Below are 12,990 nucleotides of genomic sequence, written 5' to 3'. Positions count from 1 at the left end.
ACAGCAGCATGCAGTATTTTGAAGGATCCGCGATCACCCATATCGCCGTACATAAAGTGGGCAACCAGTTGGAGGACGAATACCTGACGCTCTCCAAAAAGGAGCTGGCGGTAGACCCGGAGGTAAAGGAACTGATGACCCGCTATTTCCTGAACCCGTTTAAATCAGAAGAATATTTCCAGTTTTACGCCGAGGGGCATATCAGTACCAATGAAGCCTGGAACTATGTTTCGGCCATTTTTGAAACGCCGGAACAAACCCTGGCCCAATCCAAAAACCTGGCCCAGCACCTGTACAACCAGGGCACCCACCCCAGCATCAAAGGGGGGGAATTTTATGTGGTATATTTTAAAGAAGGCCTGCTGAACGGCGAAACAGTGGACGCCATCGGGCTGTTCAAATCGGAGAATAAGGAGCCTTTTTTAAAAGTACTCCCCGTGGAAGATGCTTTTGAAGTGGAAAGCGAGGAAGGCATCAACATCAACAAGCTGGATAAGGGCTGTATGATCTTTAATACCGACAAGGAAAATGGCTATATCATATCTATTGTGGATACCAAGAACAAATCGCCGGAAGCCCGTTACTGGACCGATAGCTTTCTGCGGATCCAGCAGCGCCAGGATCAGTATTTTAATACAGAAAGTACCATGGCCCTGTACAAATCATATGTAGTAGACCATTTACCGGAACAATACAACGTAACCAAGGCCGATCAGGCGGACCTGCTGAACCGGAGCCTTAATTTCTTTAAGGAAAAGCAGCATTTCGACCAGGAAACCTTTAATAACGAGGTATTGCACCACAAGGAATATGTGGAAAGTTTTGACAAGTACAAACAGCACTATTCCGCCGAGCGGGATATTGAGATCGCCGATAATTTCTCCATCTCCCCTGCGGCGGTAAAGCGGCAGAACCGGTCGTATAAAAGCATCATCAAACTGGATAAGAATTTTCATATCTATATCCATGGCGACCGGAACATGATCGAGCACGGGGAAGATGACAAAGGACGGTTCTACAAATTATATTTCCACAATGAAGAATAAGCGGGAATGCCCCATTCGCTCAAAAGATGTTAAAACAGTTAATAAAATATAGAAATCAGTCAATATAGAATAATTAATATTCTCTATTTCAGATAATTTTGAAGGATGCAAATAAAATTACCCGTTGTTTGTTCCGGTACCAGCCTGCTCGGGAACCTGTACAGGGAACTGCCTTATGATGAAAAGCTGGCTATTGTAAAAGAATATATTGCCGCCACGCCTGCGGGGGACACGCCCCTGTTTGACTCTGCGGGGAAATACGGCGCCGGCCTGGCCCTGGAAGAGTTGGGAAAATGCCTCCGGGACCTGGGCGTTGCCAGGAACGAAGTACTGATCAGCAATAAACTGGCCTGGGTACAAAAACCTCTGACAACACCCGAGCCTACTTTTGAAAAAGGGATCTGGCATGGCCTGAAAAACGATGCGGAACAAAAGATCAGCTACGAGGGTATTTTGGAATGTTTCCGGCAGGGAAATGAATTACTGGGCGGTTATATACCACAATTGGTTTCCGTACACGACCCGGACGAATACCTGGCCGCTGCTGCGGATGAAGCCGATTACCAGAAACGATACAACGATATCCTGGGTGCCTACCGGGCACTTACGGAGTTAAAAGAGAAAGGCGAGGTGGCCGGCATCGGCATCGGGGCCAAAGACTGGAGGGCTATTGAAAAAATTGCCCGGGATGTAAAACTGGATTGGGTAATGATCGCCAACAGTTTTACAGTATACCATCACCCCAAGGACCTGATCGCCTTTATGGACAGCCTGTTCCGGCAGGGCATTACGATCATCAACTCCGCGGTGTTCCACGGCGGCTTCCTGATGGGCAGCGACTACTTTAATTATATCCTGCTGGATCGCAACAACCCGGAACACGCGCATTATTACCAGTGGCGCGACCGGTATTACGAGATCTGCCGTGAGTTTGAGATCGACCCCGCCGCCGCCGCCATTTATTTCGGTTTGCATGTGCCGGGGGTAAAAAGTATTGCCCTGAACAGCAGTAACCCGGCCCGTGTGCGGAAAAATGTAGAAATGGGACATATCGAGATCCCGGTTGATTTCTGGAACCGGTTAAAAGAAGACGGGTTGATCGCTGAAGATTATCCGTATTTGTAAACTATGAATAGTAGCAGGTGAGCACCCGATAAATGCTGTAAAATACCAGAAGTATCTGTTTTTAACCGCTGTATTTTACGTATTTTTATAAGTGAAACACCATTCCTTATTAACGCTTAAATTTGAACCTATGACAAATACAGATGCTATGGACAAAAAAATACATCCCGGCCGCAACGTAAAGCGCTTTCGCGAAATGCTGGGTATAAAACAGGATGCCCTGGCTTTTGAGTTAGGCGATGATTGGAACCAGAAGAAAATATTCATACTGGAAACCAAAGAAACCATAGACGCGCCCCTGCTCCAACAGATATCCGCTGCCTTAAAAATACCTGCGGAGGCTTTTCAGAATTTTGATGAGGAACAGGCGATTAATATTATTGCAAGTACATTCAATGATAGTGCAACAGGCGTAATTGTTAACAACTATAATCCTGTTGAAAAGATTATCCAATTACACGAAGAAAAAATAAGAAAATAAATGTTCAGGGTCTTGACATTGTTTTGTATGAAGACAATAATAATGATTTCATTTCCCTTACCGACATAGCGCGATATCGGGATACCGAAAGAAGCGATTATATTCTTCAAAACTGGATGCGAAACCGAAGTACCATTGAATTTATAGGTTTATAGGAAACATTTCATAATCCTGGTTTTAATTCCATCGAATTCGATGGAATTAAAAATATGTCCGGTTCTAACAGTTTTTCCTTAACGCCCAAACGCTGGATCGAAAGTACAAATGCCGTAGGAATTATTTCAAAAACAGGGAGATATGGAGGTACGTTTGCTCATAAAGATATTACATTCGAGTTTGCTACATGGTTGAGTGCAGAGTTTAAATTTTATCTTATAAAGGAGTTTCAACGCCTGAAAGATGATGAAAACAATCGCTTAAATTTAGAATGGAGCCTACAGCGTACCATATCCAAGATCAATTACCACATTCATACAGACGCCATAAAGGAAAGTTTAATTCCGAAAGAAATTACCAGACAACAAGCAGGTTTTGTGTATGCCAACGAGGCCGACTTACTAAACGTAGCCCTTTTTGGCATTACGGCTAAAGAGTGGCGGGACGGTAACCCCAGCAGAACCGGGAACATAAGGGACTACGCAACGTTGGAGCAGCTGGTAGTTTTGAGTAATATGGAAAGCATCAACGCTTTGCTTATAGAACAAGGATTATCACAAAGTGAAAGACTGCTTCAACTAAACCGGGTGGCTATAATGCAGATGAAATCATTAATTGAAAGTAAAGCAATAAAAAGGCTGAAATGATGACAAGGTTGAGAAAGTTGCTGGAATCAAAATAAATTTTTAGGGCTTTCCGCTGTATATTTTGTTGCGCCCAGCCCCATTTTGAGCTTGTCGAAGGGCTACACAAAAGGATGCCACTGCAACGGCAAAGCCCTCACACGGCCCGCTCTTCGATATATCGCCCCATAGGAGCGACGTATATATGCTGTTACAAAAAGTTGAAACAAGTTTGATGCAATGTTATCAATTGTCGAAATAGCAATTAATTTTGCAACATGAAAACGCTTGTTTGCACTGCCCCCGGCCATTTTGCCTTCCGTGAAGATGCCCTTCCGGAAGCCGGCACCGGCATGGCCCGTATACGCCTCAGGCGGGTGGGTATCTGTGGTACGGATCTCCACGCCTTTGAGGGAACCCAGCCATTTTTCAGCTATCCCCGCATCCTGGGGCATGAGCTGTCTGGTGAACTGATCGATACCGGCGGGGCCGAAGGGTTTGAGCCGGGTGAACGGGTCACCATTATGCCCTATTTCAGTTGTGGCACCTGTATTGCCTGCCGGATGGGCAAACCCAATTGCTGTACAGACATCAACGTATTTGGCGTACATATCGATGGCGGCATGCGGGAGGAGATCGCTGTACCGGCCGGCAGCCTGCTGCACGGCCAGGGTCTTAATGCAGATGAGCTCGCACTGGTAGAACCCCTGGCCATTGGCGCCCACGGTGTACGCCGCGCAGCTGTGCAACCGGGGGAATATGTACTGGTAACCGGCGCCGGCCCTATTGGATTAGGCACTATGGAACTGGCCCGTATCGCGGGTGCGCATGTAATTGCCCTGGATATTAATACAGACCGGCTGCGTTTTTGTAAAGAAAAACTGGGGGTGCATGCGGTTGTGAATGGAACGGATGCAGATGCGGTTGAGCAGGTAAAAGCGATCACCAACGGAGATTTCCCAACAGTAGTTATCGACGCCACCGGCAACCTTCGGGCGATCAACAGCGGTATTCAATACCTGGCGCACGGCGGCCGTTATGTGTTGATCGGCTTGCAGAAAGAAGCCTTTTCGTTCAGCCACCCGGAATTTCATAAACGGGAAAGCACCTTAATGAGCAGCCGCAATGCCGTAAGAGAAGATTTTGAGCACGTGATACGGTCCATGAAAGAAGGCAGCATCCGGCCGCAGACCTATATCACCCATACCGTTGCTTTTGATGAAGTGCCCGCACAATTTGAAAGCTGGCTCAATCCCGCCACGGGCGTCATCAAAGCCATGGTGCATTTTTAAGACGGTTCGTTCAGCAGCCCATCGATAAAGGATTCGAATTCCTTTTTGAATTCCTCATAATGTTTCCCGGTGCCCGGTCCGTTAAACCCGGAATGGACTTTCCGCACATTTCCTTTTTTATCAATCACAATAGAGGTAGGAAAAGCCTTAATACTTTCCAGCTGGGGCAGCGTTTTTTCTGTCCGTTGCTCGTCGGAGACCGCTACGCCCGTTACCAGGAACGGATATTTAACATTGTATCGCTTCTGAAAAGGGATGAGTGCTTTGCGCGATGCTTCAAAATCCCCCGTACGCTCATAGGCCAGCCCGATGATCTCCACTCCCCGGGCCTTATTACGGGCATAAAAATCGCTCAGGTACGCGGTTTCATCCATACAATTGGGGCACCAGGAGCCCAGGATCTGTACAATCACCACTTTATTTTTATACCGGGGATCATCAATGGATACCCATTCACCGGAGGTGGACCGGAACCGGAAATTCAGCCGGCTCTCGCCTTCCCTTAATTTGGTATAGGTATTTTCGTCCGGAAGCTGCACCGTATCGTTTCGCCGGGCTGTCCAGCTTTGTGTGGCTTTTAGCCCGGAGTACACCGCTGCTTTGCTGATGCTGTCTTTATCATTCAATAATGCCGTGAACACAAATGCATGTCCGCCGTCAAAGCCGGAAAGGTGTAAAGAATCACCGCTAACGGATCCTTCCAGGTAACGGTAGTCTCCCGAAGGAGTGAGAAAGGTGCCGGTGACCCGGCCACCAGCTTCCTGCACAAATTCACCGATGGCCTGCTGGGTCTTTCCATTGCCGGAATTGAAGGTTGCCGCCCATCGCCCGCTGATATCCGCCGCCGGCGGTTGGGTGCGGGGATACCGCTCGGTTACATTGTGCGCGGCGTAAAACGGGATCTCCTCCTTCCGTACGCCATAATTTTTTATATACAGGCCTTTCAGGTTTCCGTTCTTTTGCACCTGCAATGCAAAACCCGAGGCAAAAAAGGGCATCCGGATCCAGAGCGAATCGCCCCGCTGCCGGATGGCATCTACCAGCAGGCGTTCCCCCGCATTGATCACATACCACACCGGCTTGCCTTTGAGTGTAGCCGATTCAAAATTAAAGATGATCTTTTGCCCATCCGGTCGCTGTAGTACCCCCTGCCAGATGCCAGGCTTTATCCCTTGAGCCTGGCTTGACACCGGTGCCGCCAGAATGAATAGGAGAAGGGTGTATCGGTATATTTTATGCATTTATAATTCTTTTATATTAAAGCGAAGCTGGTGAAGACCGGCTAAAAATTTCCTTTTTTTGTTCTGCCCGGCCCCAATCTGTCGATATTAAAACAATGTTGCCTGTTATTTGGTTGAACCTAAAAGTTCAGGCAACGAAACAGCTACCAGATGATCAGTTTACATCAAACCACAACTTTGTAAGCAGGTTATCTGTACCCTGGGCCGCCACTGCGGCTTTATAATTAGCGCCATTGAGCGATTGCTCCGTGCCGGGATAAATAAACCGCACCGGTATCTTTCCATCCAGTACCCCAGATGCTCCCGGTGCCAGTTGCGGATAATCCAGCCGGCGCCACTCTGCAAAAGCTTCCAGTCCCTGTCCATAAAGTGCGATCCATTTTTGCTCGCCAATGGACTTTTTATAGTTTGCGGGGTTGTAGGCCACCGCAGGCTGATTGAGGTATGTACTGATCACCGTATTATCGGCGATCTGGTATTGCTGCAAGGAAGCGGTTACCGCCTGTTTGTACAGGTCTGCAGCGTTACCGTTATACAATCCCCGCGCAGCAGCCTCAGCCAGGTTAAACAGCACTTCCGGATAACTCAGGATCATGGCAGGATTGGCATCCGAGCGGAAAAATACCGAATCCGGTTTTGATGTTTTTGAAAATCCCAGGTTGTTGGCGTCACTATTGGTGAGCCCGCTGGGCACACCTACGTAATTGGTAACCGAAAGATCGGCAGGTTTATCAGCAAATACCGCCAGCCGGGGATCGTTCAGCGCATATAATTTATCGATAATGGTTTTGCCCACCCGGTAATCGTCCCGGGTTGAAAACCAGGCGGCCATGGGGTTTTGCAACGGAGGTTTATCATAGACCAATCTGGCCGCTTCCCCGTTACCGGCGATCAGCAGAGAGAGACTGGCCGTTACTTCACTGATCACTTCCCGGGCTTTTTCCGGTTCCCGGTCGGCAATACGCAGGGCGATGCGCAACCGGAGCGCCCGCGCAAATTTTTTCCAGCCGTCCAGGCTACCGCCAAACAAAACATCCCCGGAAATGCTGCCGGCAGCGGGATCCAATGCATCTGCAGCGGTTTTTAGCTCATCCAGCAACCCAAAGTATACCTCCTTTTGCGAATCATATACCGGGGTAAGGGTTTCCTTTATTTTTCCGGACTCCTTATAGGGAATAGCTCCATACGCATCGGTCAGCAGCTGAAAGGTCCAGGACCTCAAAATCGTTGCTACCGCCTTATAATTCTTATTGGCTTTTTCGTCAGGGAACCGGATAATCGTATTGAGGTTGGTGATTACCTGCGCATAGCCGGTGTTCCACAGTGAGGTAAAGCTGCTGTTACTGAAGATATACCGGTCGGGTTCTGTATACTGGATCTTGGCCCAGTGCTGGATGAGCAGCAAACTGGAATTAAAATTATTATCGGCACCCCAGTAATTATCCGCAGCCGTTTTTTCTGCCGCCGTTAAAAGATAATCCGGCTGCGGATCCTCCACTGCATTGGGGTTCCGGTTGATCTCCGCCAGGTTCTTTTTGCAGGCGGTAACGAAAAGCGTAATTAAAATAATAAATAGTGTAATGATATTCTTAAACATAGCTGCCGGTTTTAAAATTTAAGGTTCAGGTTGAATCCGATGTTCCGGACGGTTGGAAGCGTCAGGTCTTCCAGTCCCTGCGCATTGCCGGTGCTGAAAGCCACTTCCGGATCGATATTGGGTACTTTTTTATGAATGATCCAAAGGTTACGGCCCACTACCGAAAAGGAAGCCCCCTGAAAACCGATCTTCCGGATCCACTGCTGTGGCAGGGTATACCCCAGCTTCACTTCTCTTAACTTTACATAGGAGGCATCGTATACATATGCCTCTTCAATGCTCCGGGCGGCTTTGTAATACTGGGAGGCCGGGATAATGGTGGTATTCTCCTGACCACCGGCGGTAACCCCGTTAAAGATCATACCATCATCATACACGGTTTCCCCGTTGGGGCCGCTGGTGCCGGCCCTGGTACCATTGATCTTTTTATTATCGGGATAGTAATAACTAAGCCCGCCGAGCTCTGCATCCCGGCCCGGAAGGGTAAGCGCCAATACACCGGTATAGCTGCCGGTGGAGTTGGTGCCGGCAAACAGGGATCCGCCGATGCTGGCATCTACCAGGAAGGAAAAACTGAAATTCTTATAGGTAAGACTGTTGCTGATACCGCCCACCCAGTCCGGCGTAAATTTACCCAGTACTTTCTTGTTGGGGTCCGCCAGCGGAATACCGCTGTTGTTTACAACAATATTGCCCTGTGCATCCCGCAGGTATGCATTTCCAAACAGGGTACCATAGGGTTTTCCTACAGAAGCAAGCACCTGTACGCTGCGGTAAGACCCCAGCACATAATTCTGCAGCCGTTGTTCATAATCCAGTATCCGTACACGGCTCCGGTTGGCCGCATAATTCAGGTCTACGTTCCATTGAAAATCACTGCCCTTTACAGGGATCAGGCCCAGCTGCACTTCAATGCCTTTATTGTTGATCTTACCGGCATTCATCAGTTTTTGATTATAGCCGGTTGCGGCCGTTACATCCACTTTTAAGATCTGGTCAATGCTATTGGTATTGTATACACTCAGATCCAGCCGTACCCGGTTGTTAAAGAACGCCGCTTCCAACCCGGCCTCTGCCGAATTGGTTGTTTCCGATCTGAGCTCAGGGTTCAGATCAATTGTTGAAGTGATCAGCTGCGGATTGCCCAGGAATGGTGCGTTAAAATTAAAGATATTGATCAGCTGGTAGGGGTCTGCGGAGCTGCCCACTTTTGACCATCCGCCTCTCAGTTTCAGAAAATTCAGCGTATTGCTGCTTATGTTCAACGCATCAGACAGGATCAGGCTGGCATTTACCGAAGGATAAAAATAGGACAGGTTCTGTTCCGGCAGCGAGGAAGACCAGTCGTTACGGGCGGTTAAGTTAATAAAGGCAATATTCTTATATCCTACCTGCGCCGAAGCAAAGGCACTATAGATCTTTGACCTGGAATAAAAATTATTGGATACCAGCGGATCCCTTGAATTGGCCAGGGTATATACATCCGGCACTGCCAGGCGGGGCGCCTGTTGTATATTTTCCTCATAGATCTTTGTACGCAGGTTCCATCCACCCAGGGCATCAAGGCTAAAATTGCTGTTGATGTTTTTATTATAACGGAGCGTGGCCTCTGTATTATTTTCATTTACTCCATACGCATCTTCTTCGTAAGAGCCAAAAGGTGTACCGTTGGTACCATAGGCCACCCGGAGTTTACGGCGGTCGTTATAATAATCGGTACCGGTACGGAAGTTGGCGCTCAGTCCGTCGAGAATGGCATAGTTGACATTCACGTTCCCGATGATCCGGTTGCGCCGCTGGCTTACCGTGTTCTCATAGGCGATCCAGTACGGGTTGCTGTAATAACTGTTGTTCCAGTTGATGCCGTTGCCGTTGGCGTCCTTATAGTTCTTTAGCCGGCCGATATCTACCTGCCGGCCAAACCAGGTAAACTGAAGCATGGTACTGGTAGCCCGTTTACCACCGGCCCCCGGCAGGTTGGGCGCGTTATTCACAATATAATTGGCATTTACGCCTACTTTTAATTTGGGTGTTACATTGTAGCTGGCATTAAAAGACAGGTTGTTTTTCCTGGCTTCACTATTGGGCACCACCCCCAGCTGCTTTTCGTTGTTATAAGAAATACGGTAGTCATAGTTATCTCCGGCATTTGCCAGGGCGATACCGTTACTATAGGTAACACCGTTCCGGAAATAGTCGCGCACATTGTTGGGATGCGGTACAAAGGGTACCGGCTCTCCATTGGAATAGAACTGGGGAATGAGCCGTCCATCCATCTTTGGGCCCCAGCTTTCATCCACTCCATCATTATCCCCGCTCCCCTTGCCATCCACATAGCTGAACTTAGCTTCGGAGCCCTGTCCGAAAACATTCTGATACTCCGGCAGGATCAGCAGGCTGGCAATATTCACGTTGGAATTTAAGGTAATCCCCAACCCTTTTTTACCCCGGCCGGTTTTTGTTTTGATCAATATCACGCCCTGTGCTGCGCGCGAACCATAAAGCGCCGCGGCATTGGGCCCCTTCAGTACGCTGATGGTCTCAATATCTTCCGGGTTCAGATCCGCAATCGCATTGCGGAAATCCCGCGAGCCTCCGGCACCCAGCTGTGAGTTATCTACCGGGATCCCGTCCACTACAAAAAGCGGCTGGTTATTCCCGGCGATAGAGGTTTCACCCCGTATCACGATCCGCGAGGATCCCATATCGCCTTGCGTATTGGTAATACGTACCCCGGCGATCTTTCCCGCCAGGGCATTTACAATATTGGTTTCTTTTGCCTCGGAAATATCCTTTGCCTTTAACTCCTGTGTGGCATATCCCAGGGATTTTTTTGCTTTGGTTACACCCAGCGCGGTTACCACTACTTCATCAAGCGCTGTATTGGAGCTTTGCAGCGGTACCAGCAGGTTCCCCTGTATGGTATCGGTATTTACCTGGCGGTTGGCATATCCCACATAAGAAAATAGCAGGATCGCATGCGGTCCGGCCGCTATCGAAAAACGTCCCTGTTCGTCGGTAAGCGTGCGGCGGTTGGTTCCTGAAACCTCTACCGTTACCCCTGCCAAAGGGCTGCCGGACAGTTGTTCCTGTACCCTTCCCGTAATGGTTGCCGATTGTGCAGTACCCAATAACGGGAAAAGAAGCAGTACTGCATAAATCATCTGTCTTAGAAATTGGTTCATCGTTGCGTTTTGTTTTAAAATATTCGGATGGCTACGGCCGGGGCATAGGGGGTCCTCCGGCTCCCGGCCGTTATTTGAAACTAAAATGAAAAAGGAATGAAGATCAGCAGCAGCAACAACATGCCATCATCATGGCAGCGGGTTGCCCTGTTTGTATGTTACGACAGTTCTTCTGCCGGCAATTGGGAGACGCATGGCCATACCCCGACGATTGCATTTTTGTGTTCATGTTCAAAAATTGCCGTTTAAAAAATTAGTTATGGAAAGAAAATCGTGGATAAAGACAATGCAGAAACATTGACGACCACTTATCTTTCCTTTTTTGGATGGATGTAGCACCGCTCCTATGCTGGTGGTTGCTAAGACGTCCCAGGGCCATTTCCCTCAGTCTTTCTTGATAAGTTGTCTGCTTAAGACAAAGCAAAGGTAGTAGCTAAACCATTAGCAGCAAAATAAATTTCTACAAAACAGGTAGACTATTCGTTTTTTAAAAAAGCCATCGCCGTTTTTAAGCGATGGCTTTACAAAAATGTCGTAGCGGTCTTATGGTAGTGCGCTGAAATTGATTTGTGGCGCTATGCCCGTGGGCTGACGTTCGATCATCGTATCGTAAGGAACATAATCATTAAAGAAACCGCAATTCCTCAGGTAGAACTGTTGCCCCTTTACACCACCTGCGTAATCTTTGCGATATCCTACGCGTGCCGTATTATCAGCAGTAAAACGCGCTTTGGTAAGTTCGTGCCAGTTGCCCTTGCTATCGCGCACCCACTGGTTTCCAAAAAACACTTTACGCTCAATATTACCCTGGTCCGGACTAAAATTCTCCAGGAAGGAATGGGGTCGTTTCAGGTAGGTAGCCAGTTTGGGGCGCCGGAAGCTGGCCACCAGCAGCCAGGTGTTCTTTGCCCCATCGTAAAAATAAGCGGTATAAATGGTATGACTGTCGCCATCCGGTACTACATGCAGCAGGAACTTATAGGTAGTAGCAGCCTTCCAGTTGTACCGCAGGATGCTTTGGCCGCCGGAGCCCTCATTGCCAAACTCACCATTGTAAACGCCTTCGCCTTTTTTCAGCATTTTGATCTTATGGTCTTCCGGGATCTGTTTTGGATCATCAGTCTGGTAAGGGCTCCATACAGAAAAAAGGATGCGGCGTTCGGTTGCGGAGTTTACCTGCATTCCAAAATAGCCCTCTCCAAAACCATTGGCCATAAAATAAGAACCGATCACATCATTTCCTGTGGGTACCGTTACCTCATTATAGAACCACTCGGCATCCACATCTTTGGGTAGCTGGTAACCCATATGTACAGAAGGACCTCTTCTTCCCCAATGAAAAAAGCTGCCTTCATTGTTCTTTGTATAACTGGCTTTATCGGTAAGGGCGGACCCCTCCAGCTTTAATGCTGTTACATCGGGAAAACAACAGCCCTCTTTTTTGATACCCTTTACTATAACAGGCACATAGCCGCTGTCTTTTATATTCCATTCCCCGATATAAAAAGAAGAAGCCCCGTTTTTCAGGGTTGCCTTACGGGCCTGTCCAAACAGGGATACTGTTATTTGGGGACTGCCGTCAACGGCACCGGTCTCCAGCCACAGTTTAAGGGTGCCGGGCTGTGTTACCCGTATATAGGCCGTAAAGCCGTCACCGGTTTTCGTCCAGTTAGAAACCCCGTTATTGCGGATCCTCAGCCCATCTCCTGTTCTTTCCTGTGCCCAGGCGTTCCCTCCCATAGGAACGGTTACGGTCTGGGCATTGATAACAGCAGAAGAAAACAGCAATCCTGCAAACAATCCTTTTATGGAACGGTTCATAAAGCGTAATTTTTTGTGTGTATGCGAATATATTGTGAAACCCGGTGATTCGGCTGCACAACCGATTGCATCGGACCGGGCAAACGCATCTAATTTCAGCATTGTTCAGCTCCGGAGGAGCAGCGTGTTTATAGTAATCTGCTGTTTTATCCCCCCGGGTTCTTTTGGAGCCGCGTGTTTGTTGGGCCCGAAATTTTACGCGGCTCCTACAGGAGCCGGGGTTTCCCCTTTAGAGCCTGTTTAAATTTTATTGATGGAATTTATTATGAAGCTATTTTGGAGCGAAACAAGGAAAATTTTGCAGGCATAGTAGGCCACTATGGCGAAAAATTTAACGCAGTTGCAGCCCAAAACAGCCATAATAAAGCCATTGAATGAATTTTAAACAGGCTCTTAATATCTTGCTATAAACACGAGGCACTT

The 12,990-nt window shown here is 48.2% G+C and carries 9 protein-coding genes and 1 riboswitch; of the genes, 5 read left to right on the top strand and 4 right to left on the bottom strand.

All coding sequences use genetic code 11. The features are described from left to right. Positions 1-8 precede the first annotated feature (8 nt). The 5 genes from BLS44_RS25115 to BLS44_RS25095 all read left to right on the top strand — a co-directional run bounded on the left by BLS44_RS25115 (position 9) and on the right by BLS44_RS25095 (position 4,723). Positions 9-1,046 carry a nucleoid-associated protein gene (locus tag BLS44_RS25115; protein ID WP_090393519.1) on the top strand — a complete coding sequence of 346 codons (1,038 nt, stop codon included), beginning with the start codon at positions 9-11 and terminating at the stop codon, positions 1,044-1,046. A gap of 105 nt (positions 1,047-1,151) precedes the next feature. Continuing rightward, positions 1,152-2,171, top strand: a complete 1,020-nt coding sequence (locus tag BLS44_RS25110) for an aldo/keto reductase (protein WP_090393518.1) — start codon at positions 1,152-1,154, stop codon at positions 2,169-2,171. Positions 2,172-2,301: 130 nt separating this feature from the next. Then, the gene (locus tag BLS44_RS25105) at positions 2,302-2,652 is read left to right on the top strand and encodes a helix-turn-helix domain-containing protein (RefSeq protein WP_218127817.1); all 351 of its coding nucleotides are present in this window, start codon (positions 2,302-2,304) and stop codon (positions 2,650-2,652) included. A 209-nt stretch (positions 2,653-2,861) separates the two neighbouring features. Beyond that, positions 2,862-3,455 (top strand): KilA-N domain-containing protein, encoded by a 594-nt coding sequence (locus BLS44_RS25100; protein ID WP_245729429.1) that lies wholly within the window; start codon positions 2,862-2,864, stop codon positions 3,453-3,455. A 254-nt stretch (positions 3,456-3,709) separates the two neighbouring features. Beyond that, positions 3,710-4,723: a zinc-binding alcohol dehydrogenase family protein gene (locus BLS44_RS25095; RefSeq protein WP_090393517.1), complete on the top strand. Its 1,014-nt coding sequence runs from the start codon at positions 3,710-3,712 to the stop codon at positions 4,721-4,723. Here BLS44_RS25095 and BLS44_RS25090 read toward each other — a convergent pair. The 4 genes from BLS44_RS25090 to BLS44_RS25075 form a co-directional block, all read right to left on the bottom strand. Next, entirely contained in the window at positions 4,720-5,964 is a 1,245-nt protein-coding gene (locus BLS44_RS25090) for a peroxiredoxin family protein (RefSeq protein ID WP_090393516.1), read from the bottom strand. The two genes, BLS44_RS25095 and BLS44_RS25090, sit on opposite strands and share 4 nt — an antisense overlap. Before the next feature lie 154 nt (positions 5,965-6,118). Next, positions 6,119-7,561, bottom strand: coding sequence for a SusD/RagB family nutrient-binding outer membrane lipoprotein (locus tag BLS44_RS25085; protein ID WP_090393515.1), 1,443 nt, complete (start codon positions 7,559-7,561; stop codon positions 6,119-6,121). An 11-nt stretch (positions 7,562-7,572) separates the two neighbouring features. Further along, the gene (locus tag BLS44_RS25080; protein ID WP_176954553.1) at positions 7,573-10,746 is read right to left on the bottom strand and encodes a SusC/RagA family TonB-linked outer membrane protein; all 3,174 of its coding nucleotides are present in this window, start codon (positions 10,744-10,746) and stop codon (positions 7,573-7,575) included. A gap of 305 nt (positions 10,747-11,051) precedes the next feature. Beyond that, positions 11,052-11,150: riboswitch (SAM riboswitch) on the bottom strand. 139 nt (positions 11,151-11,289) lie between these two features. Continuing rightward, entirely contained in the window at positions 11,290-12,567 is a 1,278-nt protein-coding gene (locus BLS44_RS25075) for a DUF3472 domain-containing protein (protein ID WP_090393532.1), read from the bottom strand. Between the last annotated feature and the right edge of the window lie 423 nt (positions 12,568-12,990).

It is taken from the genome of Niabella drilacis, from assembly GCF_900101395.1.
GTDB classification, from domain to species: domain Bacteria; phylum Bacteroidota; class Bacteroidia; order Chitinophagales; family Chitinophagaceae; genus Niabella; species Niabella drilacis.
This window is presented reverse-complemented; position numbering and strand designations above follow the sequence as displayed.

Bases quoted from the DNA above. Each gene is read 5' to 3' on its own strand.
- BLS44_RS25090 (WP_090393516.1), bottom strand. From the start codon at position 5,964: ATGCATAAAATATACCGATACACCCTTCTCCTATTCATTCTGGCGGCA.
- BLS44_RS25105 (WP_218127817.1), top strand. From the start codon at position 2,302: ATGACAAATACAGATGCTATGGACAAAAAAATACATCCCGGCCGCAAC.
- BLS44_RS25075 (WP_090393532.1), bottom strand. From the start codon at position 12,567: ATGAACCGTTCCATAAAAGGATTGTTTGCAGGATTGCTGTTTTCTTCT.
- BLS44_RS25100 (WP_245729429.1), top strand. From the start codon at position 2,862: ATGTCCGGTTCTAACAGTTTTTCCTTAACGCCCAAACGCTGGATCGAA.
- BLS44_RS25110 (WP_090393518.1), top strand. From the start codon at position 1,152: ATGCAAATAAAATTACCCGTTGTTTGTTCCGGTACCAGCCTGCTCGGG.
- BLS44_RS25080 (WP_176954553.1), bottom strand. From the start codon at position 10,746: ATGAACCAATTTCTAAGACAGATGATTTATGCAGTACTGCTTCTTTTC.
- BLS44_RS25085 (WP_090393515.1), bottom strand. From the start codon at position 7,561: ATGTTTAAGAATATCATTACACTATTTATTATTTTAATTACGCTTTTC.
- BLS44_RS25115 (WP_090393519.1), top strand. From the start codon at position 9: ATGCAGTATTTTGAAGGATCCGCGATCACCCATATCGCCGTACATAAA.
- BLS44_RS25095 (WP_090393517.1), top strand. From the start codon at position 3,710: ATGAAAACGCTTGTTTGCACTGCCCCCGGCCATTTTGCCTTCCGTGAA.